Source organism: Brevundimonas sp. (assembly GCF_035935935.1).
Taxonomy (GTDB): domain Bacteria; phylum Pseudomonadota; class Alphaproteobacteria; order Caulobacterales; family Caulobacteraceae; genus Brevundimonas.
The window spans coordinates 14,612-38,259 of record NZ_DASYWO010000006.1; the positions used below are offsets into that span (position 1 = coordinate 14,612).

The window sequence follows — 23,648 nt, forward strand, 5'->3', positions numbered from 1 at the left end:
GTATGGACGGGGTGCGGCTCACAGCCGCGTCCGAAGCGACCACAGCTCCGGGAAGCAGCGGCGGGAGAGGGTCTCGGCCAGATAGGCGACGCCCGCGGTCCCGCCCGTGCCCATGCGGCGGCCGATGATGCGTTCCACGGTCACGACGTGCTTGTGCCGCCAGGTCAGGAGGGCGTCGTCCAGATCGACCAGTTTTTCGGCCAGCTGATACAGGTCCCAGAATTCCCGCGGGCGGCGATAGACCTCCAGCCAGGCGTCCTCCACGCCGGAGTTGGGCTCATAGGGCCGGGACACGTCGCGGCTCAGGACGTCGGCGGGCACGGGCAGCCCGGAGGCGGCGAGGCGCGCCAGGACGTCGTCGTAGAGGCTGGGCGCCTCCATCGCGGCCTTCAGGGCCGCATGGGCGTGCGGCCGGCCGACGTGGAACCTCAGGAATTTCTCGTCCTTGAGGCCCAGCAGGGCCTCGAAGCGGCGGAACTGGTCGCTCTGGAATCCGGAGGATGAGCCCAGCACCTCGCGGAAGTTCAGGTAGTCGGCCGGCGTCATGGTGGCCAGGACGTCCCAGCTTTGGGTCATCACGGCCTGGATGCGGCTGATGCGCGCCAGGCTCTTGTAGGCCGGAACCAGATCGCCGGCGCGGACCAGCGACTGGGCCAGGGCCACCTCGTGCAGCATTTGCTTGAGCCACAGCTCCTTGGTCTGGTGAATGACCACGAACAGCATCTCGTCGTGCTGGTCGGATAGGGGCTTCTGCGCCGACAGCAGGACGTCGAGGTCCAGATAGCCGGCGTAGGTCATGTCGCGCGCGTCGGTCATGCGGCCTTGTCGCGTCCGCGCCGCATCGGCGCAAGGTTCACAGCCAGCCGCGCTTCCGGAACCAGGCCAGCGGCAGGACGGCCGACACGACCATGGCGACCAGCGCCGCCGGATAGGCCCACGGCCAGGCCAGTTCCGGCATGTGGTCGAAATTCATGCCGTAGATCGAGGCGATCAGGGTGGGCGGCAGGAAGGCGACGGCGGCCACCGAGAAGATCTTGATGATCGAGGACTGCTGGATGTTGATCAGGCCGAGGGTGGCGTTGAGCTGAAAGTCGATCGAGGCGGCCACCGAGCGGTTGTGGTCGTTGAGGCTGCGGGCGTCGCGGGTCAGGGAGGCGAGGTGGTCGCGCGCCTCGGCGTCCTTCTCGACCCGGTCGTCCAGCCCCAGGAAGACGAAGGCGCGCATCAGGCCGGCGAGGCTCTTCTCCAGCCGCGCATTGGCCAGCCGGGCCCGGCCCAGCCGGTTGATGTAGGGCTCGAAGCTCCTGGCGCGGTTGGTCTCGGCGAAGATGTGCTCGCCGAACTCCTCCACCCGGTCGACGGTGGCGGACAGAACGTCGGATGTGCGGTCCACCACCATCTCGAACAGGTGCAGGGCCAGTCCCGGCGCGGTGGCGCAGATCGCCTCCTCGCGCGCCAGCGCCGCCTCCAGCATGGCGAACGGTTTGGGGTCGAAATAACGGATGGTCACCAGCGGCCCGGCGGTGACCACGAAGGTGACGGGATCGAGCAGGGGCACCTCCTCGTCGCCGCGATGCAGGAGATCGACGGTGACGTAGGTCGCGCCGTGTTCGCGATAGAAGCGGCTGGACGCCTCCAGCTCCGACATCTCCTCGCGCGTCGGCAGGGGGATGCCGCCCAGCGCGCGTTCGATCGACAGCTCCTCCTCGCGCGTGGGCGCGACGAGGTCGATCCACAGGACGTCGGCGTCGATCGTGCCCGTCGGCGGCGCTTCCAGGGCGCGGCATCCGTTCTCGCCGCGCCGGTGGATCCGGATCATGTGCGGGGGATCAGGCGTCCGACGACGGCAGGGAGGCGATCAGGGTCGAGCCGCCCAGGCGTTCGTTGTGAACGAAGCCGTAGACCGGATAGACCGAGGTCCCCAGGTCGTTGATCGGCGCGTACCAGACCTTGACCGCGCTCCAGTCGCCGGCCTCGGAGACGTCGGCCACGGTGACGTTCTCCTCGATCTTGCCGCGGCTGCCGCCCCAGTTGGCGTGAGTGATGCGGATGACGCGGTCGGTCAGGATTTCCGAGACGACGGCGACGTGGCCGCGGGTCATGCGACCCGTCTGGCGGAAGACCAGGACGGAGCCGACTTCCGGCTCGCTGCCCGTGCGGTACTGGCCTTGGGCCGAGTTCCACCAGGTCCATGCGTCGCCGCGGATCTCGATGCCGGAAGTCAGGCGGGCGAAGGTCACGCACTGCCAATACGGCGCGTCAGCCTGGGCGATTTGGGGGGTCAGCGGCGAAAAACCGACGACCATTGCAACCAGGGCGACCGCGAGCCGTTTCAGCATGAGGCGTGCTCCGTTCCGTTGGACCGAGGGCCCTGCGTAGCCGAATTCATCCTGCGGGGGAAACCCGTGCGGGAGATTTTTCCTGCGTCGTTTTCGCGCGGCGGGCGTCACGGCTCCGCTTCGGCAGGTTCCGAAGCCACGTGCGGGCGGGCCTTTCCACCAGATGATGGGCGATCGCCGCGGCGACCACCGCCCCCAGAACGATCCCCAGCCAGAGCGGCAGGGCGAAGGTTTTCGTCTCCGAGCCCGTGACCCGGGCGAGGCCGTTCACGGCCACCAGGGTCCACGGGATCAGCACCATGTAGAGGGCGTAGGAAATCTCGCCCAGCCAGACCGCGAAGCGGCTGGACAAGGGCCCGGCGCGTACGTTGTCCAGCGAGGCCAGGGCGAGGATCAGCAGGCCGCCCATGAGGACGATGGCGCCGTCCCAGGCCTGAAGCGAGGCCGCGCCCACGATCAGCACCAGCGCGAGCGCGGAAAGCAGGCCCGGGCGCGGCACGCCGCCGTGACGGTGGACGAGGTACAGGGCGCAGCCGAGGGCGAAGCAGGGGACGATGCGCAGCGCGCCCCAGCGGATGGTCGCCTGCGTCAGCGGAAAGCCCGCCAGGCTCTGGAAGACGACGTAGAGCGCCAGCAGGGCGGCGGCGGCGACGGCGACCGCCAGCCACGGCCGCGCCCGCAGGGCCCAGGCGCCCGCGGCGAAGACCGGGAAGGTCAGATAGGCGAACCACTCGGCCGAGATCGACCAGGACGGATGGTTGAAGGCCGCCTCGGGCGCCAGACCCCAGGCGTGTAGCATCAGGACGTTCGCCGGCAGCGACGGCCAGTCGATGACCCGAGCCTGCATGGCGACGCCGGCCGCGGCCGCGGCCAGCGCCAGCGCCATGACGCCCAGCAGGGTGACGAGGTGCAGCGGATAGACCCGGGCGATCCGGGCCCAGAGGAAGCCCCTGTAGCCGAACCGTTTCGCGCCGAACGCCTCCAGATAGACGTGGCTGAGGATGAAGCCCGACAGGACGAAGAACAGTTCGACGCCCAGGTAGCCCTTGGCCGCCAGATGCGGGGTGAAGCCGACGTCGAGGAAGGGCCAGCAGGTGTAGAGCACCACCCAGGCCGCCGCCAGGAACCGCAGCGCCGTCAGCGGGCGCAGGTCGGCCGGGGCGATCGGACCTTCGTCGTCGGGAGAGGGCACGGCGGTCATGCCGCCACCCTGCCCTCAAACGGCTTGGGGAAACCTTAAGGCCGGGTCGCGGCCGCAGCCTCGGGCTCGACCGCCGCGACCGGGCCGGATTCGGGCGCCGTCATGATGGCGTCGCGCGCGGCGGCGCAGCCCTGAAGCGTCTCCTCGCCGATCTCCACCCGGGCCGTCAGGGGATAGAGGCGGTCGCTCATGCCGTCCGAACAGTCGGTGTCGATCAGGGTGACGGTGATGGCGCGTCCCTTGTCCGTCTGGCCGGTGAAGACGGCCATGGTGCCCATCAGCTCGACCTCGCCGCGCGGTGCGACCTCGCGCGGGCGATCGACGCCCTCATAGGCGATGCCGTCGGGCCCGATGTCGACGCCCCAGAACGGCTCGGTGCCGAGCGCGCGCACCGGCTGGCCCAGATCGACGCCGCCCAGCACGGGCGCCGGCTGCGGGGCGGGATCGGGCTCGGACGGCGGCGCGGGCTCGCCGCAGGCGGCGAGGGTCAGGACGGCGGACGACAGAAGGATCAGACGCATGACGGGGCTCCGGAAACCGGCGGCATCGGACGCGGACGCAAGGCGCAGGTCAAGGGCGGCGGTTCGTGTCAGGCTGGCGGGATGACGAATCAGGTCTCCAGCAACGCTCCGACGGCGTGGGAGTTCTTCGCCGGCGGCGGTCTGGCGGGCCTCGGGCTGGACGGCTGGCGCGTGGGCTTCGCCAACGATCTGGACGCCGCCAAGGCGCGCGCCTTTCGCGCCAATCACCCGGACGTACCGTTCCATGAGGGCGACGTGGGCGCGCTGACGCCGGCCGACCTGCCGGGCTCCGCCGATCTGGCCTGGGCGTCGTCGCCCTGTCAGGACCTGAGCCTGGCCGGCGCGCGCGGCGGGCTGGCAGGACGCAGGTCCGGCGCCTTCTGGGGCTTCATGGAGCTGATGCGGGGGCTGGAGGCCGAAGGTCGGGCGCCGGACCGGATCGTGGTCGAGAACGTGTGCGGCCTGTTGACGTCCGGCGGCGGGGCGGACTTCGCGGCGGTGTGCGCGGCGCTGGGCGAGGGCGGGCGGCGCGTCGGAGCGCTGGAGATCGACGCCGCACACTGGCTGCCGCAGTCGCGCCCGCGGCTGTTCGTCGTGGCGGTGCGCGGTGACGCCCCGCCGGAGATCGCGGGGCCCGTCGCGCCTTTCCACTCCGCCCGGCTGGTCGCCGCCCATGATCGCCTGCCCGACGCGGTGAAAGCGAGCTGGGCGTGGTGGTCGCTGGCCGCGCCGCCGCGACGCAATCTGGATCTCGCCGGGATGCTGGAGCCGGACGACCGCGTGGCGTGGTTTTCCGACGAACGGACGAAGGCGGCGCTGGCGCTGCTGTCGCCGCTGCATCGCCGGCGGCTGGAGGCGGAGCGGGCGTCGGGGGGCCGTCGCACGGCCGCCGGCTATCGGCGGGTGCGGATCGAGGACGGCGTCCGGACCCAGAGGCTGGAACTGCGCTTCGACGGCATGGCCGGCTGCCTGCGCACGCCGGCGGGCGGATCGTCGCGCCAGATCGTGGTGGTGGTCGACGGCGGGCGCACGCGCCTCCGCTGGCTGACGCCGGTGGAGGCGGCGCGGCTGATGGGGGTTCCGGACGCCTATCGCCTGCCCGCGTCCGCCTCGGCGGGCCTGAAGCTGATGGGCGACGCCGTGGCCGTGCCGGTGGTGCGCGCCCTGGCGGACGGGCTGTTGGCGCCCGGCGCCGGCAGGCGGGCCGCCGCCTAGTCCTCCTCCCGCTCCCTGCCCGGATCGAGGGTGTTGTCGACGCGGTCGTCCCAGCCTTCGCGCGAGGATTTGAAGGCCAGGGCCATCAGGGCCCAGGCCAGCGCCACGCTGCCGAACATGCCGAGCCCCAGCGCCACCCAGCCGTGGACCGACATGGGCGCCCCGCCGATCAGCTCCCACAGGCGGGCCGCGCCGAAGGTGGCGGCGGCCGCGACCAGCAGGGCCAGCAGCGAGGCCAAAAGAAAACGGGCCAGACGCGAGGTCATGGCCCGTTCCTTAGTTCAGAATGCCGACGCGGTCAGCGGCGGACCCACTGGCCCGAAGCGTTTCGCCACCACTGGCCGGACGAGATGCGCGGCTGGACGATGGTCTCGAAGGCGCGGGCGGCGGCCACGTCGACGCTGACGCCGGTTTCGGCGGCGGCGCGGGCATAGGCGGCGCGACGGCCGTCGTTGGTGACGCGGACCGCGGCCTGCAGGCCGCCGTCGGTCGAGGCGACGCGGAAGCCGAGGTAACCGTCGGCCTGCTCGCCGACCGTGCCCTCGGCCTTGGCGCGGTCGACCAGCGCCTTCTGCTCCGCGGACTGGGCGAAGGCGGCGCCTGCGGCGGCGAAGGCCAGGGCGGCCACGGCCGCGACGGCGACGAAGGTCTTGCGGAAGGTCATGATCTGTCTCCCCCGGTCACGTTCAGAACAGGTTGGGGTTTTCCTGGAGCAGCTGCTCCAGCTCGCGGTCCAGGCGGACGCGCACGTCGGCGTCCAGCTTGGCGTAGATCTGGATCGGATCGACCTGGAGCCGGACGGTCGGCGTGCAGGCGGCGATCGTCACGGCGGTCAGTCCGACGGCCAGGTGGGCGGCGGCGCGCTTCATGCTGAGTCTCATGGGCGGTCATCCTGCGAATGCGTTCGCACCCATAAGGCCGGGGCAGGGATGAACGCGGTCTGAATGCCCGAACGCGGGCCCCTAGTCCGCGTTCCCGTTCCCCTCGCGCGCCCGCTGGACGGCCAGAAGGTCGCTGATCAGCTGGTTGACGTTCAGGTCCACGTCCAGCGTCAGGTCGATGCCCGTGTCGGAGGGCAGCGGCAGGTCGGTCCGGTTCAGGAAGTCGCGACGGATCAGCTCCAGCCAGCCGAGGCGCAGCTCCTGCCGGACGGGCGGGTCATGCCGGCCCAGGATGTGGAAGCGCAGCGCCAGACGGCCGCCGTCGGTGCTGTCCATGGCGGCGGTCAGTTCGCTGAAGGCGAGGTTCTCCATGGCCTGATAGGCCAGCTGTTCCACCGTGCCCGGGGGCACGGCCTCCCCGCCGCCGCCGGCGTCGAGGCCGGACAGGGCCTCGCGCTGGATCGACAGGCGTCCGGGCTGGACCGAGTAGAGGCTGCCGCCCTGCACGGTCGCGCCGGCGCCGGGGGTCCAGGTGAAGGGAACGCGGCCGGAGACGACGGCGTCGATCGCCACCTTGTCCGCCAATCCCGTGGGCGAGATCAGGTCGCCGATCTGGATGCGGTCCAGCACCAGAACCCCGGACCACGGCTGGTCGGGCGCCAGCGGCAGGGCCGTCGGCTCCAGAGTGACCGTGCCGCCGGCGGCGGCCACGGAGGCGGCGTCGAGGTTCAGCGTGGCCTTGTTCAGGTCGAAGGTCAGGGTCAGGTCCGTGGCGTCGGTCAGGGCCGCGACCCGCCGGATGGTCACCGTCTGGTCCGGCGCGGTCTCCAGCGGGGCGAGACTGGTCAGGCGGAGGGCGCCGGACAGCCCTTCGACCGGGCCGGCGGGGCTGTCGAAGCCGAGGTCGTCGAGGACCAGCAGGCCGCCGCTGCTCCCGCCGTCGGGGTCGGCCGTCCAGTCGACGCGACCGTCGAAGCGGACGCGGCCGGCGACCGGCGACCGGATCAGGTCGGCGCCGAGGGGGGTCAGGTCCGACGGCTGCAGACCGCCTTCGGCGAAGATCAGGTCTTCGGAGACGATCCCCACCTCGCCGACGCCCGACGGCCCGTCGTGGGCGAGCGACAGGCGACCCACCGGGAAGCCCTGACGCGACAGGGAGAAGTCGCCGGTCCAGCGATCGCCGGCCAGCGCGGCGCGGCCGGTCGCGTCCAGCGGGTGGAAGCGCAGGGGATCGGTGGCGTCGATCACGCGGGCGCGGTCGACGCCGACGGTCAGGCCGAGGCCGGCGGCCGAGCCGCGCACGGCCAGCGGACCGCCGGCGTCGGCGAAGCGCAGCGCGAGGAAGGGAGCGGCGGCGGACACGTCGGCCAGCCGGCCGTCGACGCGCCAGCCGCCGTCGGCGACGGAGACCAGCGGCCGACCTGCGGGGCAGAGGCCGCCGGTCAGGTCGGTCACGTCGTTCTCGCCCAGTTCCAGCCGCTCGATCGACAGCGGGGCGCAGCGGGAGGCGGTGAAGGTCAGGCCCGCCGAACTCGTGGCCAGCCGGCCGGCGGCGTTCAGCACGACGCCCCGGCCGAGGCCGAAGTCCAGCGCCGCCCGGCCCGACAGATCGGCCTGGAAGCCCGCGCCGGTCAGGCGCCATCCGGACACGCGGACGCGCGCTTCGGGCAGGCCGCCGCCCTGGAGCGCGAGGTCGAAGGCCCCGCGCGGGGCGGCGCCGGCCGCGGCGACCAGCACCGGACCGCCCGCCTGCGTCACCACCGCCGTGCCGCCCGAGCGGGGGCGGACGGTCAGGCCGCGTCGCAGGTCCAGCGTCGTGCCGTTCGGTCCGACCGCCAGCGACAGCGTCGGCGCCTCGAGGGAGAAGTCCGACAGGGCGCGCTTCAGCGTGCCCAGTTCCGGCACGTCGTCGCCGGCGGGGGCGCCCAGAATGGGCCAGCGACCGCTCGACGCGGCCAGCGACCCGGAGAACCCCAGCCGCATCGGACCGTCCATCACCACGTCCAGTGCGCCGCGCGAGGCGACGCCCGTCAACGACAGGTCGCCGGTCGCCAAGGCGGCGGCCCGGAGCAGGACGGGTCCGGAGGCCTCCACCGCGCCCCCGCGGCCGCCGAGGGTGAGGTTTGTGGAGGCCAGCGACAGGCCGCGCGTCCGGAAGCCGTCGGCCTGCAGCGTGGACGCAGCGAGGCTGACCGGTCCGTCCAGCCGCCACAGCGGCGCGCCGTCGTCGAAGGCCAGACGGGTGCGGGCGCCGGTCGCCTGAATCCGCGCGCCGGTCGCCTCGACGGGTCCGTCCAGCCCGGCCGACCGCAGGTCGAGCGTCGTCAGTCCGGTCAGGGTCAGCCCCTGGCCCGCCCCCGCCGCCTCGCCGACGAAGGACAGGTCGGCGTTCAGGGAGCGACCCGCCCAGCCGCCGGCGGCGACGCGGTCGAGGGAGACGGCCCCGTCCAGCCGCACCGGGCCGTCTGCCGAGCGGCGGCCGATGTCCGGGTACGCCGCCACGCCCTGAAGATTCAGCTTCAGCCCCGCCCCCGAGACGCCGGGCAGGTTGGCCTCGGTCGAGGCCAGCGTCACGTCGAACCGCGTCCGGCCCTGCACCGTGGCGAGTTCCACGCGCCCGCCGACCCCGCGCGCGAACCGGTCGCCGTTCCTGTAGTCGGCGGCGGGCAGCACGGCGTCGAGAGACGCCAGCTTGCCGTCGGTCACCCGGGCGTCGCCGAGCATGGTCGTGCGGCCCCACCCGGAATCGAGACGCACCGTCGCCCGTTCCAGAAGAATGACGGGGCCGACCTGATCGGTGCGCGCGGGGCGACGGGCGAACTCGTCGATAAGGGGATCGAGCTGCCCGAAGCTGAGACGCCTCCCCGTCCAACGGGCGCGCACCGTCGGGCCGACCAGCCGGATGCGGGTCGGGGTGGGCCCCAGACCGCCGGCCCGCCAGGGCGTCCCGATCGTCCAGTCCACCTCCACGCGGGGCGCCGTCACCTGGGGGTTGCGGGGGTCGCCGAGGGTGACGGCTCCGACCATGCCGTTCAGTTCCAGCCTGTCGACCCGAACCTGGGCTTCCACGCCGCGGCGCTCCAGCCAGAAGACCACGGCCTCGCGCGCCAGCGTCCGCCGTCCCAGCCAGCCGGCGACGGCGACGATCAGCAGCAGGGCCAGCAGGGCGGCCGCCACGCCCCCCGCCGCCGCGCGCCGTCGGCGGCGTCGCGGCGTTTGCGGACGCGTCTGTTCCGTTTCGGTCACGCTCACGATCGCCGCTCAGTCAGGCGGTCGCGCCACAGCGTTGCGCTGCCATCACACCCAAGTGGCGCGGAGGTCACTTTCAATCGAGGCGTCCGCGCGCGCAGAGTGAAACGGCCAAGGTCGCCCGCGTTCACGTGCCGTTCCTTCTTTGTCACTGGTGGCACGCCTCGAAGTTCTCTTTCCGAACCTTGGAAATACACAAGCCCCGCTTCCGGTTTAACGAATGGTAATGGAGATGCTTCACACAGGGTCCCGGAGAGGGTATAGGCGGGGCGCGCTTCCGGGGGGACCGGGCCGGCGCGAACCTTGCTTCTCAGTGGTTTGGCGCCGCCGGGCGTCGTCGTTTGCCGGGTACCGATGGCTCAGTTCGATCCACGTCGCCAGCCCCTGCGGCTCGCGCCTCACGTGTTCACCGTTCTGGCCGCCGTGGCCGTGACGCTGCTGGCCGGCAAGGTCTATCAGCCCGTCCGCGCCGAAACCCTGCCCCCCATGACCGCCGAGCAGCTGGAAGCGCTCGAGGCCCGCGCCATGGCCAACGCCGGCGCCCAGGCCGGCCTGACGGCGCCGGAAGCCGTTCCCGTCCAGATCCGCAGCGGCGAGACCTTCGAGCAGGCCCTGCGCCGCACCGGCGTCGGCGGGGCCGACGTGCAGGCCGTGGTCGCCACCATCGCCTCCGCTTTCGACGTCAGCCAGCTGCGCGCCGGCCTGAAGTTCGAGACCGCCATCGCCCGCCCGCGCGCGGGTCGCGGCGACACCCGCCTGATCGGCCTGACGATGCGCACCGGCCCGGCCAGCCAGCTGACCGTGTCGCGCACCTTCGACGGCGCGCTGCGCCTGCGCGCGCTGGAGGAGAAGGTCACGCACGAGACCGTCGTCCTGAAGGGCGAGGTCAAGGGATCCCTGTACGCCACGGCCCAGCGCATGGGCGCCTCGGGCGCCGTGACCCGCAAGGCCGTGCAGCTGTTCTCGCACAAGTTCGACATGGACCGGGACGTGAAGGGCTCGGACCAGTTCACCCTGGTGTTCGCCCGCACGGTCACCGAGACCGGCCGGGTCGTGGAAACCGGCGAGCTGCTGTACGCCGAGCTGAAGGGTCAGGTCTTCTATCGCTACAAGCCCGTGGGCGGCGGCGAGACCCAGTATTTCGACGCCTCGGGCAAGAACACGCGCTCGGCCTTCATGCGCACGCCGCTGGCCGGCGGGTTCCGCATGAGCTCGTCCTTCGGCTATCGCCGCCACCCGATCTCCGGCTATCGCCGCATGCACCAGGGCATCGACTTCGCCGCCGGCACGGGCACGCCGATCGTGGCGCCGGCCGACGGCGTGGTGGTCGAGGCCCGTCGCTGGGGCGGTTACGGCAACTGGCTGCGCATCCGCCACTCGAACGGCCTGGAGAGCGGCTACGGCCACCTGTCGCGCTATGCGCCGGGCGTCCGCGCCGGCCAGCGGGTGCGTCAGGGTCAGGTCGTCGCCTACGTCGGCTCGACCGGCGCCTCCACCGGGCCGCACCTGCACTACGAAATCTGGCGCAACGGCCAGCGGATCAATCCGGCCGGCGTGAAGACGCAGGAAGGCACCGTTCTGTCGGGCGCCGAACTGACCGCCTTCCGCGCCGAGAAGTCCCGCATCGACCGCATCGTGCTGGCCGGCGGCGAACGCCGCGCGGGTCAGGCCTCGCAGCTGGTCGCGCCCAAGGCCTAGGCGGCCCTCCGCATCTCCGAGATCACCTCGATCAGCCGGGCCAGATCGTCCGGCGTCGACAGCCGGTGATCGCCGTCGGGGATCAGTTCCAGACGCACGGACGCCGATTTCAGCCGTTCCAGCAGCGCCATCTGATGCGTCCACGGCACGACGTCGTCGCGGCGACCCTGCAGCACGTGGACCGGGCAGGCGATCGCCAGATCCGCGTCCAGCACCTTCCAGTCGCGCGCCTCGTCGAACATGCGGCGCGTGAGGGCATAGCGGCCCAGACCCGGCTCCTCGATCTCGGCCCGGCCGTCGCGCAGGACGGCCTGACGCACATGGTCGTCAAGCGACGGCCACATCAGGCGATCGGTGAAGTCCGGCGCGGGATTGACGAGAACCAGCCCCGCCATGCGGCCCGGCCGGGCCTGGGCCAGCAGCAGCGCGACCCAGCCGCCCATGGACGAGCCGACCGGCAGGACGGGTCCGTCCAGTCCGTCGACAAGGGCGATCGCGTCCTCGCGCCAGCGGCCGATCGTGGCCTGCTCCCAGTCTCCGGACGAGACGCCGTGCGCGAAGTGGTCGTAGCGGACGAAGTTCCAGCCCCGCTCGCGCGCCGCGCGGTCCAGCGTCAGTGCCTTGGTCCCCTCCATGTCCGACCGGAAGCCGCCGATCCACAGGACGGTCGGGCCGGCGCCGGGCACGCGCTGAAGGGCAAGGGTCTCGCCATCGGGGCGGGTCAGGCGTTCGATCTCGCTCATGGCCGCCTTGTGCCCCGACTTCCCGGCGCCGTCACCCTCGGTTAGGACGGGGCATGCCCGCGCCCAAGGTCCTGTTCGTCACATCCAACCGCATCGGGGACTGCGTCATCTCCTCGGGCGTGATCCGCGAGATCGGGCGGCAGCTGCCCGGCGCGGAGATCACCGTGGCCTGCGGCCGCCCGCCCGCGCCGCTGTTCCGGGCAGCCCCGGGCGTGGTCGAGGTCGTGCCGCTGGACAAGAAACCCCTGTCCGGACACTGGGTCGAACTGTGGAAGCGGGCGCGGGGCACGCGCTGGGACCTGGTCATCGACGTGCGCGGCTCGGGCCTGGCCTGGGCGCTGAACGCCAGGCGCCGGGTCGTCTATTCCCGCAGGCTGGAGACCGGGCGGCGCAAGGTCGAGACGGCGACGGCCATGATGGGGGCCACGGAGCCGCTGCATCCCGAAATCTTTCTGGACGATCGCGCGCGGGCCGAGGCGGCGGCGGTGATCGACCCGCAGCTTGCCGGCGGGGCGGGGCCGGGACCGATCCTGGCGCTGGCGCCGATCGCGCACCAGCCGGGCAAGAGCTGGCCGGCCGACCGCTGGGGCGCCCTGGTGGAGAAGCTGAAGGCCGAGCCGCGCTTCGACGGCTGGCGCTTCATGCCCGTGGGCGGACCGGGCGACCGCCCGCCGGCGACCCCGGCGCTGGAGGCGGCGGGTCCGCGCGGCGTCGACTTCGTCGGCAAGGGCGACATCCTGGCCTCGGCCGCGGCCATCGACCGGGCGGCGCTGTTCGTGGGCAACGACTCCGGCCTGATGCACGTCGCGGCCGCGGCCGGCCGGCCGACGCTGGGCCTGTTCGGACCGACGGAGTGGTGGCTGTACGGACCGTGGGGCCCCCGCACGCGGACCGTGGCGTCCAACGAGACGCGCGGCCAGTTCGCGCCGATCGAGGACCTGACGGTGGACCGTGTCTTTTCCGCCGTGATCGACCTCCACGACGCCTTCCCGCGCGCCTGAACCCGGCCCGCCTTGAAGAAAGCCCGCCGGGACGGCATATTGGGGCGGCGGAGAGGGACCGCAGGCGCACGCGCGCCCGCCGCTCACCGCGATTGAACTGACAAGGAACCGACGCCCATTCGTAGACCGATGCAAGCGCCGCCCGTGAAGGACGGCCCCCCGATGAACCAGGACATCCGCGCGCCGCGGGTGCTTCTGATCGACCAGAACGGCGAGAAGCAGGGCGTCATGCCCCTGTCGGCCGCGCTGGAGGCCGCCGAGGAGGCGGGCCTGGACCTGGTTCAGATCGTGTCGACGTCCGAGCCGCCGGTCTGCAAGATCCTCGACTACGGCAAATTCCGCTTCGAGGAGCAGAAGAAGAAGGCCGCCGCCCGCAAGAAGCAGAAGGTCGTCGAGCTGAAGGAGATCAAGCTCCGTCCGAACATCGACACCCACGACTACGACGTGAAGGCCAAGGCCATGACGCGCTTCTTCGAGGAGGGCGACAAGGTCAAGGTGACCCTGCGCTTCCGCGGCCGCGAGATGGCCCACCCCGAACTGGGCATGAAGCTGCTGAACAAGGTGCAGGCCGACTTCGAGGAAGTCGCCAAGGTCGAGTACGCCCCCCGCATGGAGGGCCGCCAGATGATCATGATCCTGGCGCCGAGATAGGCTCCGCGCCCTGAACGCCCCGACGACGCCCCGCCCGACCGGCGGGGCGTTTTCGCGAGTCCCATTGCCATTCCGGCGCGGTTCCCCTAAAAGCCGCGCCTTCGCGTACCGGACCGCCGGGCGAACAGGCATGCCTGGGCGGTCCTAAATCAGGGAAATCCCTATGGGCTCAAGCAGCCGATAGGCGATGGCCCACTCAAAACGAGAGAGTGAAAATGCCGAAGCTGAAGACGAAGTCGGGCGCCAAGAAGCGCTTCAAATTCACCGCGTCGGGCAAGGTCAAGGCAGGGGTCGCCGGCAAGCGCCACCGCCTGATCAGCCACAACTCGAAGTACATCCGTCAGAACCGCGGCACCGCGGTGATGTCGGACGCCGACGCCAAGAAGATCAAGACCTACATGCCGTACGCCTGACCGGCGCGCGCATCGGATCGATCCTCAACCCTGAATTTGAACTCAAGCCCCTCAAGCAGTGAGCGCCCGCGGCGCGAACGTTAGGGGCCCTTCCCGAAGAGAAACATCATGGCTCGCGTCACCCGGGGCGTCACGTCCCACGCCAAGCACAAGAAGGTCCTGAAGCAGGCCAAGGGCTTCTACGGCCGCCGCAAGAACACCATCCGCACGGCCAAGGCCGCCGTGGACCGCGCCGGGCAGTACGCCTATCGCGACCGCCGCAACAAGAAGCGCAGCTTCCGCGCCCTGTGGATCCAGCGCATCAACGCCGCCGCCCGCCTGCACGACATGACCTATTCGCAGTTCATGCACGGCCTGTCGCTGGCCGGCATCGAGATGGACCGCAAGGTCATGGCCGCCATCGCCGCCGACGACGCCGGCTTCGCCGCCATCGCCGGCAAGGTGCGCGACGCCCTGGACAAGAAGGCCAAGGCCTAAGGCTTTCCGGACACGGAACCCGCAAAAGCCCCCCGGCCCGCGCCGGGGGGCTTTTTGCTTTCGGCCGCAGACGCTAGACGAACCGCGACATGACCGACCTGAACCAGCTGGAACTCGATCTGATCAACGCCATCGGGGCGGCCGAAACCGCCGCCGCGGTCGAGGATCTGCGGGTGGCGGCGCTGGGCAAGTCCGGCACGATCTCCGGCCTGCTGAAGGGCATGGGCGCGATGAGCCCCGACGAGCGGCGCGAGAAGGGCCCGGTCATCAACGGCCTGCGCGACCGGGTGCAGTCGGCGCTGGCGGCCCGCAAGGCCGAGCTGGAGGCCGCGGAGCTGGACGCCCGGCTGCAGTCCGAACGGGTCGATCTGTCTCTGCCGGCCCGCCCTCGTCGCAAGGGCGGGGTGCATCCGACCATGCAGGTGATGGAGGAGATGATCTCCCTCTTCGCCGACATGGGCTTCGCCGTGGCGGAGGGCCCGGACGTCGAGGACGACTTCCACAACTTCACCGCCCTGAACTTCCCGCCCAAGCATCCGGCGCGGGAGATGCACGACACCTTCTTCCTGAAGCCCGATCCGGAGACGGGCGAGCGCAAGGTGCTGCGCACCCACACCAGCCCGGTGCAGGTGCGCACCATGATGAGCCAGACGCCGCCGATCCGGATCGTCGCGCCCGGCCGCACCTTCCGCAAGGATTCCGACGCCACCCACACGCCGATGTTCCATCAGGTGGAAGGGCTGGTCATCGATCGCGCCGTTCACATGGGCCACCTGAAGTGGACGCTGGAAACCTTCGTGGCGCGCTTCTTCGAGCTGGACGGCATCGACGCCCGCTTTCGCCCGCACCACTTCCCCTTCACCGAGCCCTCGGCCGAGATGGACATCCGCTGCGACCGCTCCGGCGGGACGCTGAAGCTGAACGAGGGCGACGACTGGATGGAGATTCTGGGCTGCGGGATGGTGCATCCCAACGTCCTGAAGGCCTGCGGTCTGGACCCCGACGAGTGGCAGGGCTTCGCCTTCGGCATGGGCGTGGATCGCCTGGCCATGCTGAAATACGGCATCTCCGACCTTCGCCCCATGTTCGAGGCCGACGTGCGCTGGCTGGCGCACTACGGCTTCTCTCCCTTCGCCGCGCCGAGTTCGGCCGGAGGCCTGTCATGACCGATCGCACGCCCGTCGCCACCCCGATCAGCCGGGAGATCGATCCGCGCGCCAGGGAGCTGCGCGGCGGCCATTTCTCGCTGTTCGACCTGTATCGCGCCAACATCCAAGCGGGCGGGGGTGCAGTCCTCGAAGGCCGGACGTTCGTGGACTGTCTCATCGAAGGTCCCGGCCTGATGCTCGTGCAGGACGGAACCCATTTCGAGGGCGTCGACTTCGGCCCGTGCGGCGGCGACCTTCGCGGAATGCTGTTCCGGTCGCTGAACGGAACGGCGGCCATCGGCTCCATTCCGGTGAGGAACTGCACCTTCCGCAACTGCCGCTTTCACACGCTCGGCTTCACTGGAAGCGAGTCCCTGCTGCAGACCCTGATCGAACAGGTCCGCGTCGACTGACGACCCGAAAGAGACGATGATCATGACCGTGAAGATCCCCGCCAGCTTCCACGCCGACGAGGCCTATGGCCGCGAACTGGTGGCGCGCCCCGGCTTCGAAAAGGAGGCGGTGTGGCTGCCCCTGCTGGCGGTGCACCACTGGAATGCGGGCGAGACGGCGATCCGGGGCAAGACCTTCACGGACTGTGTGATCGAGGGCCCCGCCGTGATGGCCGTGATGTCGGGAACCACGTTCGAGTCGTGCGCCATGGGCACGACCCGAGACATGAACAACCTTCTGTACAGGCCGCAGGGCGAGAAGCTGGCCGGGGTGGTCGGGATGGCCGATTGCCGGTTCGTCCGCTGCCGCTTCGTCCAGGTGGGCTTCACCGGCTCGGACGCGCTGCTGGACGACCTGCGGAGCGTGCAGACCCTGTCGCCGTCGGAGCCGCAGGCGTGAAATTCACCCTGTCCTGGCTGAAGGACCATCTTGAGACCGACGCGGACGCCGGCGCCGTGGCCGACGCCATGACGCGCGCCGGTCTGGAGGTCGAGGAGGTCCACGACCCGATCGCGGCGCTGGCCCCGTTCACGGCGGCCCGCATCGTCTCGGCCGACCGCCATCCCCAGGCGGACCGCCTTCAGGTCTGTCAGGTCGAGACGGTCGACGGCATGAAGGAGATCGTCTGCGGCGCACCGAACGCGCGCGCCGGGCTGATGACCATCTACGCGCCGATCGGCGCGTACGTGCCCGGCCTGGGCGTGACCCTGGTCGAGAAGCCGGTGCGCGGCGTGGTGTCGAACGGCATGCTGTGCTCGGCCTCCGAGCTCGAACTGGCCGACGAGAGCGACGGCATCCAGGAGCTGCCGGACGACGTCCAGGTCGGCGCCCCGGCGGCCGGCGTCTTCGGCGCGGAGCCGGTGATCGACTTCGAGGTGACGCCCAACCGCCCCGACTGGCTGGGCGTGGCGGGCATCGCCCGCGATCTGGCGGCCGCCGGTCTGGGCCGGCTGACGACGCCGGCGATCGAGCCCGTTCCCGGCCGCTTCGCCAATCCCGTCGGCGTGCGGCTGGAGGCGCCGGAGCTGTGCCCCGCCTTCGCCGGGCGGGTGATCCGCGGCGTGAGCAACGGGCCGTCTCCCGAATGGCTGAAGCGGCGTTTGACGGCCATCGGCCTGCGCTCCATCAACCGGCTGGTCGACGTCACCAACCTGATTTCCTACGACCGGGCGCGGCCGCTGCACGTCTACGATCTGGCCAAGCTGGTCGGGTCGGAGATCGTCGTCCGCGGCGGTCAGGTCGCCCGCGACACCGGCGAGCCCGAGCACCTGATCGCGCTGGACGGCAAGACCTACGCCGTCGCCCCGACCCACTGCGTCATCGCCGACGCGGCGGGCGAACGTCCGATCGGTCTGGGCGGCGTCATGGGCGGTGAGAGCACCGGCTGCGACGAGGCGACGACCGACGTCTTCCTCGAGAGCGCGTGGTTCGATCCTCTGGTCATCGCCCAGACCGGACGCGATCTCGGAATCGCCTCCGACGCCCAGTACCGCTTCGCCCGCGGCGTCGATCCGCAGTCGCTGGTTCCGGGAATGGAGCAGGCGACGCGCCTGATCCTGGACCTTTGCGGGGGCGAGGCCTCAGAGACGGTGCTGACGGGTGAGGCGCCGGCCGCGCCGGCCGCCTTCGCCTTCGATCCCGGTCGGGTCGCGTCCCTGACCGGGCTGGAGGTCGGCGACGACCGCATCTCGACGATCCTGACCGACCTCGGTTTCGCGGTGGATCGGGGTGCGACGTGGTCGGTCACGCCGCCGAGCTGGCGGCGCGACGTCGAGGGGCCGGCGGATCTGGTCGAGGAAGTCGCCCGCATCGTCGGATACGACGCCCTGCCCTCCACCCCCCTTCCCGATCTCGGCGCCCCGCCGCGCGGCGTGCTGAGCCCGCGGCAGGCCCGCGTGCGCACGGCGCGTCGCGCCATGGCGGCGCTGGGCTGGTCCGAGGCGGTGACCTGGTCGTTCCTGAAGCAGGATGCGGCCCGCCTGTTCGGCGGCGGCGACGCGCGTCTGGTGCTCGAGAACCCGATCGCGGCCGATCTGGACTGCATGCGGCCGTCGGTGTTGCCGAACCTGATCCAGGCCGCGGCGCGCAACGCCGCGCGCGGCCATGGCGACGTCGCCCTGTTCGAGATCGGCCCGATCTACCTCGGAGACGGACCGAAGGACCAGCGCACCGTGCTGGCCGGCGTCATGTCGGACCGCGCCGCCCGGCACTGGTCGGGCAAGGGCGAGGACGCCCTGTTCACCCTCAAGGGCGACCTGATGACCGTGCTGGACCGACTGGGCGCGCCGGTGGCGTCGCTGCAGCTGGCGCAGGGTCAGAACCGCGACTGGTGGCACCCGGGCCGTTCAGCCCGCCTGCAGCTGGGGCCGAAGATGGTCGTGGCCGAGTTCGGTCAGCTGCATCCGCGCGTGCTCAAGGCGCTGGACGCCGACGGCCCGCTGTACGGGTTCGAGGTCGTTCTGGACGCCCTGCCGGAGCCGCGGGGACAGAAGTCGAAGTCGCGCGGCGCCGCAGACCTGCCGGTGCTGATGCCGCTGACCCGCGACTTCGCCTTCGTCGTCGACGACGGCGTCGCGGCGGGCGATCTGGTGCGGGCGGTGGCGGGGGCCGACAAGGCCCTGATCTGGGACGTGCGCGTGTTCGACGTCTATCGCGGCGCGGGCGTGCCGGACGGCAAGGCCTCGGTCGCGCTGGAGGTCGTCCTGCAACCGCGCGAGGCGACCCTGTCGGACGCGGAGATCGAGGCGCTGACCTCCCGGGTGACCGCCGCGGCGGGCAAGCTGGGCGCGACCCTGAGGACCTGACGCCACGCACGGCGGCAAGGTCCCGTTAACTTTGCCGCCGCAAGGCTGACGCATTGGACGGCGAGGCTGCGCGTCGTCGCACTTCTCGCCGAACGGGGCCGTTTCGCCATGCATCGTCGCCATCTGATCCAGTCCGGCCTCGCCCTGGGCGCCACGTCGGGACTGGCCGCCTGCGCCACCCCGAATGCGGCGCCGACGACCAACTATCCGATCGAGCGCGACCGTCAGGCGCCCGCCTACACGTCCGAGGAGCTGATCGCCGCGGGCTCGCGAGAGCTGGGCATCGCGGCGGAGGCCATCGGCGGCGCCATCGAGCGCATCTTCGCCGATCAGGGCGACAGCCCGACCGCCTACATCGCGGGCGAGGAAGGCTCCGGCGCCGTGGGCGTCGGCGCGCGCTACGGCCGCGGCGCCCTGCACATGAAGGACCTGTCGGCCAGTCAGGAGGTGTTCTGGCAGGGCATCTCGATCGGCTGGGACGTGGGCGGGAACGCCAGCCGGGTCTTCACCCTGGTCTACGGCCTCTACTATCCCGACATGATCTATCGCCGGTACCCGGGGGTCGAGGGGTCGGCCTATCTGATCGGCGGTCTGGGCGTGAACTACCAGCAGGCGGACGGCATCATCCTGGCCCCGATCCGCACCGGGGTGGGCCTGCGTCTGGGCGCCAACGTCGGCACCATGGCCTACAGCCGCCAGCGGAACCTGCTGCCTTTCTGAGTGGCCCTGTCGCTCAGCCCGCGGGGCCTCGCTGCTTGAGGGCGCCGCGTCATGTGCGGGTTTCGGCGCTCAGGATCGCTTCCAGCCCCTCCCGGTAGCCCGGATACAGCGGCCGCCAGCCCAGTTCGGCCTTGGCGCGGGCGTTCGAGAGGCGTTTGGAATCGCGATAGAAGCGGCGCATCTCGTCCGACACCTGCGGGTCGGTCCAGTCGACCTCGGGCGGCGGCGGCAGGCCCAGGCGGGCGGCGGCCCAGTCGATGACCTCGTCCGCGGGCGAGGGTTCGTCGTCGCACAGGGTGTACACGCCGCCCGGCCGGGGCCGCGCCATGGACGCCAGAAAGCCGCGGGCGGCGTCGTCCTCATGGATGCGGTTGAAGACCTGGCCCGGCTTCTTCACGCGCCGCGCCGTGCCGGCGCGCAGACGGTCGAACGGAGAGCGACCGGGGCCGTACAACGCCGGCAGGCGGAAGACCTGAACCGTCAGGCCCAGCCCCTGCGCGATCTCCAGCCAAGCCCGCTCGGCGCGGACGCGACGCGCGCCCTCCAGCGTGGCGGCGTGCAGGGGATCGTCCTCGAACGCCCAGCCGCCGTCGCGGTCGCCGTAGACCGCGGTGGACGAGACGTAGCCGATCCAGTCAGGCCAGACGTCGCCGCCCAGACAGGGCTCCAGGGCGCGCAGGCCGGGGCAGCCGTCGGCGTCCGGGGGCGCGGTGACGAGAAGCGCGGAACAGTCGGCCACGGCGCGGGACAGCGCTTCGGAATCCCCCGGGTCGACGGCGGCGACGCCCCCGGTCTCCAGCGCCGCCCGTCGGTCCGGATCGCGCGAGGTCGCCGCGCAGCTGCCCCCGCGCTCCAGCACGAGGCGGGCCGTGGCCCGGCCCAGCCGCCCGCCGCCGAAGACCAGCAGCCGCACCGGACCGTCGGCTGGATTCATCCGGCGATGCGGGCGGGCGCCGGCGTGACCACAGACGCCTGCCCCGAGGCCAGCGCCTGCCCGCGCTTCGCGTTCCAGGCCGAGACGCAGGGGATCTTCGCCATGTCGACGCGGTCGGCGTATCGGCGCGCCACCTCGGTGACCTCGTCCATAAGACCTTGGGCCAGGGTGATCGGCTTCAGGCCCAGATCGCGGAACTGGTCGTTGGCGACCACCAGCTCGTTCTCGTCGGCCTCCTGACGCGGATTGGCGACGTTGTGCACCTCGGCGCCCGTCATGCCGGCGATCATGGCGGCGAGGTCGCGGACGCGCCGGCTCTCGGTCATCTGGTTGAGGATCTTCACGCGGTCCCCGGACTTCGGCGGATTGTTCAGGGCCAGCTCGACGCAGCGCACCGTGTCCTGGATGTGGATGAAGGCCCGCGTCTGGCCGCCCGAGCCGTGCACCGTCAGCGGATGGCCCACCGCCGCCTGCATCAGGAAGCGGTTCAGAACCGTGCCGTAGTCGCCGTCATAGTCGAAGCGGTTGATCAGACGCTCGTCGCGGCGCGTCTCCTCGGTCTGGGTGCCCCAGACGATGCCCTGATGCAGGTCGGTGATCCGCAGCCCGTCGTTCTTGGCGTAGAACTGGAACAGCAGGGCGTCCTGCGTCTTGGTCATGTGATAGATGCTGCCCGGGTTGGGCGGGAACAGGATCTCCTGCTTCGTCGGGCCGAAGTCGGTGTCGACCGTGACGGTCAGATACCCCTCGGGGATGCGGAGGCCGGCGGTGGTGTAGCCGTAGACGCCCATGGTCCCGAGGTGGGCCAGATGCACGTCCTGCCCGCTCTCGACGATGGCGGCCAGCAGGTGGTTGGTGGCGTTCAGGTTGTTGTCGACGGTGTACAGCTTGTGCCGCGCCGACTTCATCGAATAGGGCGCGGCCCGCTGCTCGGCGAAATGCACGACGCTGTCGGGCTTCCAGTCGCGGATCAGGCCGACCAGGCCGTCGAAGTCCTTGCCGACGGTCAGGTCGACGAAGCCGATCTCGCGGCCCGAGATCTCCTTCCACGCGGCTATGCGCTCGTGGATCGGGCGGATCGGGGTGAGCGACTGGACTTCCAGCTCCTGATCGATGGCGCGCCGGCTGAGGTTGTCGACGATCAGGACATCCCACCCCCGTGCCGACAGGTGCAGGGCCGTGGGCCAGCCGCAGAAGCCGTCGCCGCCCAGAACCAGAACCTTCATGGTCGCTCCTCGATCACAGTCGGACCTGCCTAGACGATGATGCGAGGCGGTCAAGCGGACTTGCCGGGGCCGCGAAGGGGGCGCAGGCTCGTCGCGGAAGGAACGGCCGGAAGCCCGCGCCGTTTCCTCGTCGAACGATGGAAAGACCCCGATGACCGCACTCGCCCTCCGCGCCCTCGCCTCAGCCGCCCTGATCGCCACCTCCGCCTGCGCCGGCGGAATGGCGTCGGACGACCGCTATTCCAGCGAACTGCAGCGCCTCACTGAAGACTGTCGCGCGCGAGGCGGCATCCTCACGCCGAACAGCGCCCAGTCCTCGGGTGCACCCGAGCGTGATTTCGCCTGCAAGATCAATGGAGAGCCTTCCAGCCGGACGCGCTGAACCCGCGACCTGGACAGGCATGGCGCACCCGACACGATTCGAACGTGTGACCTTTGCCTTCGGAGGGCAACGCTCTATCCAGCTGAGCTACGGGTGCGTGGGCCGGCGGCCTTCCTAGGGGAAACCGCAGCGGAAGGGAAGCGCGCTTCCCCCCGGCGCGATAGGGCTCTAGCGTGAGGACGACAACGTCCCCGCGGAGCCGTCCATGCGCGTCCTGATCCTGTCCACCCTCGCCCTGATCGCGGCGTCGTGCGCGCCCGCACCCGGCGCCGTCAGCCCGGTCGGCGACGACCTGAACGCCATCGCCGAGGACTACGTCCGGCTGATCCTGGACGTGGGCGAGATCGAGGAGGGCTACGTCGACGCCTATTACGGGCCGGCCGAGTGGCAGGCCGAGGCGAAGGCGGTGAAGGAGACGCCGGCCGAGCTGAAGATCCGCGCCGAGGACCTGACCCGGCGTCTGGAGGCCGTCGCCGTGCCGTCGTCCGCGCCGGAAGAGGTCGGACGACGCAAGGCCTATCTGCTGGCCCACGTCTCGGCCGCCCACGCCCGCCTGCGCATGATCGAGGGCGAGAAGTTCAGCTTCGCCGACGAGGCCGAGGCCCTGTTCGGCGTGAGGCCGGAGACGCGGCCGCTGTCCAGCTTCGACCCCGTGCTGGCGCGGCTGGACGCCCTGCTGCCGGGCGAGGGCACGATCAACGAGCGGCTGGCCGCCTTCCGCGTCGGCGCCGCGGTGCCGCGCGAACGGCAGGAGGCGGTGATGCGCGCCGCCATCGACGAGTGCAAGGCGCGCACCGAGCAGCACATCGACCTGCCGGCGGGCGAGACCTTCACCCTGGAGTTCGTCACCGACAAGCCGTGGAGCGGCTACAACTGGTACCAGGGCAATTCGAAGAGCCTGATCCAGATCAACGTCGACCAGCCGATCTCCATCGAGCGCGCGATCGATCTGGGCTGCCACGAGGGCTATCCGGGCCACCACGTCTACAACATGCTGCTGGAGAAGACCTTCGTCCGCGAAAAGGGCTGGGTCGAGATGAGCGTCTATCCGCTCTACAGCCCCATGAGCCTGATCGCCGAGGGCAGCGCCAACTACGGCGTCGACCTGGCCTTCCCGGGCGCGACGCGCGGCGAGTGGGAGCGGCGGGTGCTGTATCCGCTGGCCGGGCTGGATCCCCGCGGCGTGGACGTTCAGGAGGGCATCCTTTCGATCATGCGCGAGCTGGCGCGGGCGGAATACACGATCGCCGACGACTGGCTGTCGGGCCGGGCGGACCGCGAGACGACGATCCAGAACCTGATGAAGTACGGCCTGCACAGCCGCGCGTCGGCCGAGCGCCGCATCCGCTTCATCGACGCCTATCGCAGCTACATCATCAACTACAGCCTGGGCCGCGACATGGTGCAGGACTGGGTCGAGGCGCAGGGGCCGGATCATTGGGCGACGACCGAGCGCCTTCTGGCCAGCCAGATTCTGCCAGTGGATCTGCTGTAGATCTCACGGCGCGCGCTCCCGGAGGGCGCGACCGCCCCGCCAGCGATGGACCCCGAAATCGAAAAACCCCCGCCGGAGCGATCCGGCGGGGGTTCTT

General features: G+C 71.1%; 25 protein-coding genes and 1 tRNA gene. 13 read left to right on the top strand and 13 right to left on the bottom strand.

The window, feature by feature from the left end; genetic code table 11:
* Nucleotides 1–18 precede the first annotated feature (18 nt).
* From VGR32_RS07045 to VGR32_RS07065, 5 genes are read right to left on the bottom strand one after another with little or no spacing between them, the layout of a single operon-like run.
* On the bottom strand, nucleotides 19–816 hold the full coding sequence (locus VGR32_RS07045; RefSeq protein WP_327449487.1) for a tryptophan 2,3-dioxygenase: 798 nt from the start codon (nucleotides 814–816) through the stop codon (nucleotides 19–21).
* 37 nt (nucleotides 817–853) lie between these two features.
* Nucleotides 854–1,819, bottom strand: a complete 966-nt coding sequence (locus VGR32_RS07050) for a magnesium transporter CorA family protein (protein WP_327449489.1) — start codon at nucleotides 1,817–1,819, stop codon at nucleotides 854–856.
* Nucleotides 1,820–1,829: 10 nt separating this feature from the next.
* On the bottom strand, nucleotides 1,830–2,339 hold the full coding sequence (locus tag VGR32_RS07055; protein ID WP_327449491.1) for a CHAP domain-containing protein: 510 nt from the start codon (nucleotides 2,337–2,339) through the stop codon (nucleotides 1,830–1,832).
* A 46-nt stretch (nucleotides 2,340–2,385) separates the two neighbouring features.
* The gene (locus VGR32_RS07060) at nucleotides 2,386–3,540 is read right to left on the bottom strand and encodes an acyltransferase (RefSeq protein WP_327449493.1); all 1,155 of its coding nucleotides are present in this window, start codon (nucleotides 3,538–3,540) and stop codon (nucleotides 2,386–2,388) included.
* Nucleotides 3,541–3,575: 35 nt separating this feature from the next.
* A complete protein-coding gene (locus VGR32_RS07065; RefSeq protein ID WP_327449495.1) occupies nucleotides 3,576–4,061 on the bottom strand; it encodes a hypothetical protein in 486 nt (161 codons plus the stop codon).
* 81 nt (nucleotides 4,062–4,142) lie between these two features.
* Here VGR32_RS07065 and VGR32_RS07070 point away from each other — a divergent pair, with 81 nt between their 5' ends.
* A complete protein-coding gene (locus VGR32_RS07070) occupies nucleotides 4,143–5,276 on the top strand; it encodes a DNA cytosine methyltransferase (protein WP_327449497.1) in 1,134 nt (377 codons plus the stop codon).
* Here the strand turns inward: VGR32_RS07070 and VGR32_RS07075 are convergent.
* The 4 genes from VGR32_RS07075 to VGR32_RS07090 form a co-directional block, all read right to left on the bottom strand.
* Nucleotides 5,273–5,542, bottom strand: a complete 270-nt coding sequence (locus VGR32_RS07075) for a hypothetical protein (protein ID WP_327449499.1) — start codon at nucleotides 5,540–5,542, stop codon at nucleotides 5,273–5,275. The genes VGR32_RS07070 and VGR32_RS07075 overlap by 4 nt on opposite strands.
* Before the next feature lie 32 nt (nucleotides 5,543–5,574).
* A complete protein-coding gene (locus VGR32_RS07080; protein WP_327449501.1) occupies nucleotides 5,575–5,940 on the bottom strand; it encodes a DUF1318 domain-containing protein in 366 nt (121 codons plus the stop codon).
* Nucleotides 5,941–5,962: 22 nt separating this feature from the next.
* Nucleotides 5,963–6,157 (bottom strand): YnbE family lipoprotein, encoded by a 195-nt coding sequence (locus VGR32_RS07085; protein WP_327449503.1) that lies wholly within the window; start codon nucleotides 6,155–6,157, stop codon nucleotides 5,963–5,965.
* Nucleotides 6,158–6,238: 81 nt separating this feature from the next.
* Entirely contained in the window at nucleotides 6,239–9,409 is a 3,171-nt protein-coding gene (locus VGR32_RS07090; protein WP_327449505.1) for an intermembrane phospholipid transport protein YdbH family protein, read from the bottom strand.
* A gap of 351 nt (nucleotides 9,410–9,760) precedes the next feature.
* Here VGR32_RS07090 and VGR32_RS07095 point away from each other — a divergent pair, with 351 nt between their 5' ends.
* Nucleotides 9,761–11,104: a M23 family metallopeptidase gene (locus tag VGR32_RS07095; RefSeq protein ID WP_327449506.1), complete on the top strand. Its 1,344-nt coding sequence runs from the start codon at nucleotides 9,761–9,763 to the stop codon at nucleotides 11,102–11,104.
* Here the strand turns inward: VGR32_RS07095 and VGR32_RS07100 are convergent.
* Nucleotides 11,101–11,847: an alpha/beta hydrolase gene (locus VGR32_RS07100; protein WP_327449508.1), complete on the bottom strand. Its 747-nt coding sequence runs from the start codon at nucleotides 11,845–11,847 to the stop codon at nucleotides 11,101–11,103. The genes VGR32_RS07095 and VGR32_RS07100 overlap by 4 nt on opposite strands.
* Nucleotides 11,848–11,900: 53 nt before the next feature.
* Between VGR32_RS07100 and VGR32_RS07105 the strand changes: the two genes are divergently transcribed.
* From VGR32_RS07105 to VGR32_RS07145, 9 genes are all read left to right on the top strand, one after another.
* Nucleotides 11,901–12,848, top strand: a complete 948-nt coding sequence (locus VGR32_RS07105; protein WP_327449510.1) for a glycosyltransferase family 9 protein — start codon at nucleotides 11,901–11,903, stop codon at nucleotides 12,846–12,848.
* 129 nt (nucleotides 12,849–12,977) lie between these two features.
* Entirely contained in the window at nucleotides 12,978–13,499 is a 522-nt protein-coding gene (infC, locus tag VGR32_RS07110; protein WP_327449512.1) for a translation initiation factor IF-3, read from the top strand.
* Nucleotides 13,500–13,714: 215 nt separating this feature from the next.
* Nucleotides 13,715–13,912: a 50S ribosomal protein L35 gene (gene rpmI, locus VGR32_RS07115; RefSeq protein ID WP_327449514.1), complete on the top strand. Its 198-nt coding sequence runs from the start codon at nucleotides 13,715–13,717 to the stop codon at nucleotides 13,910–13,912.
* A 108-nt stretch (nucleotides 13,913–14,020) separates the two neighbouring features.
* Nucleotides 14,021–14,389 (top strand): 50S ribosomal protein L20, encoded by a 369-nt coding sequence (gene rplT, locus VGR32_RS07120; RefSeq protein ID WP_327449516.1) that lies wholly within the window; start codon nucleotides 14,021–14,023, stop codon nucleotides 14,387–14,389.
* Between the two features lie 89 nt (nucleotides 14,390–14,478).
* The gene (gene pheS / locus VGR32_RS07125) at nucleotides 14,479–15,555 is read left to right on the top strand and encodes a phenylalanine--tRNA ligase subunit alpha (RefSeq protein ID WP_327449518.1); all 1,077 of its coding nucleotides are present in this window, start codon (nucleotides 14,479–14,481) and stop codon (nucleotides 15,553–15,555) included.
* The gene (locus tag VGR32_RS07130; RefSeq protein ID WP_327449520.1) at nucleotides 15,552–15,950 is read left to right on the top strand and encodes a hypothetical protein; all 399 of its coding nucleotides are present in this window, start codon (nucleotides 15,552–15,554) and stop codon (nucleotides 15,948–15,950) included. Before pheS ends, VGR32_RS07130 begins: the two co-directional genes overlap by 4 nt.
* A gap of 22 nt (nucleotides 15,951–15,972) precedes the next feature.
* Nucleotides 15,973–16,389, top strand: a complete 417-nt coding sequence (locus VGR32_RS07135; protein ID WP_327449522.1) for a hypothetical protein — start codon at nucleotides 15,973–15,975, stop codon at nucleotides 16,387–16,389.
* Complete coding sequence (gene pheT, locus VGR32_RS07140; protein WP_327449524.1) at nucleotides 16,386–18,794, top strand: phenylalanine--tRNA ligase subunit beta; 2,409 nt, start codon at nucleotides 16,386–16,388, stop codon at nucleotides 18,792–18,794. The genes VGR32_RS07135 and pheT overlap by 4 nt, the downstream gene beginning before the upstream one ends.
* 108 nt (nucleotides 18,795–18,902) lie before the next feature.
* Nucleotides 18,903–19,514, top strand: a complete 612-nt coding sequence (locus VGR32_RS07145; protein WP_327449525.1) for a DUF1134 domain-containing protein — start codon at nucleotides 18,903–18,905, stop codon at nucleotides 19,512–19,514.
* A 49-nt stretch (nucleotides 19,515–19,563) separates the two neighbouring features.
* Here VGR32_RS07145 and VGR32_RS07150 read toward each other — a convergent pair whose 3' ends face one another.
* Together VGR32_RS07150 and VGR32_RS07155 are read right to left on the bottom strand one after the other, a co-directional pair.
* On the bottom strand, nucleotides 19,564–20,448 hold the full coding sequence (locus VGR32_RS07150) for an SDR family NAD(P)-dependent oxidoreductase (RefSeq protein ID WP_327449526.1): 885 nt from the start codon (nucleotides 20,446–20,448) through the stop codon (nucleotides 19,564–19,566).
* Nucleotides 20,445–21,674 (bottom strand): NAD-dependent epimerase/dehydratase family protein, encoded by a 1,230-nt coding sequence (locus VGR32_RS07155; RefSeq protein ID WP_327449527.1) that lies wholly within the window; start codon nucleotides 21,672–21,674, stop codon nucleotides 20,445–20,447. Before VGR32_RS07155 ends, VGR32_RS07150 begins: the two co-directional genes overlap by 4 nt.
* A gap of 151 nt (nucleotides 21,675–21,825) precedes the next feature.
* Between VGR32_RS07155 and VGR32_RS07160 the strand changes: the two genes are divergently transcribed.
* Nucleotides 21,826–22,056 (top strand): hypothetical protein, encoded by a 231-nt coding sequence (locus VGR32_RS07160; RefSeq protein ID WP_327449528.1) that lies wholly within the window; start codon nucleotides 21,826–21,828, stop codon nucleotides 22,054–22,056.
* A 20-nt stretch (nucleotides 22,057–22,076) separates the two neighbouring features.
* Here VGR32_RS07160 and VGR32_RS07165 read toward each other — a convergent pair.
* A tRNA-Arg gene (locus tag VGR32_RS07165) sits at nucleotides 22,077–22,153 on the bottom strand.
* Nucleotides 22,154–22,261: 108 nt separating this feature from the next.
* Here VGR32_RS07165 and VGR32_RS07170 point away from each other — a divergent pair.
* Complete coding sequence (locus VGR32_RS07170) at nucleotides 22,262–23,551, top strand: hypothetical protein (protein WP_327449529.1); 1,290 nt, start codon at nucleotides 22,262–22,264, stop codon at nucleotides 23,549–23,551.
* Nucleotides 23,552–23,648 lie beyond the last annotated feature (97 nt).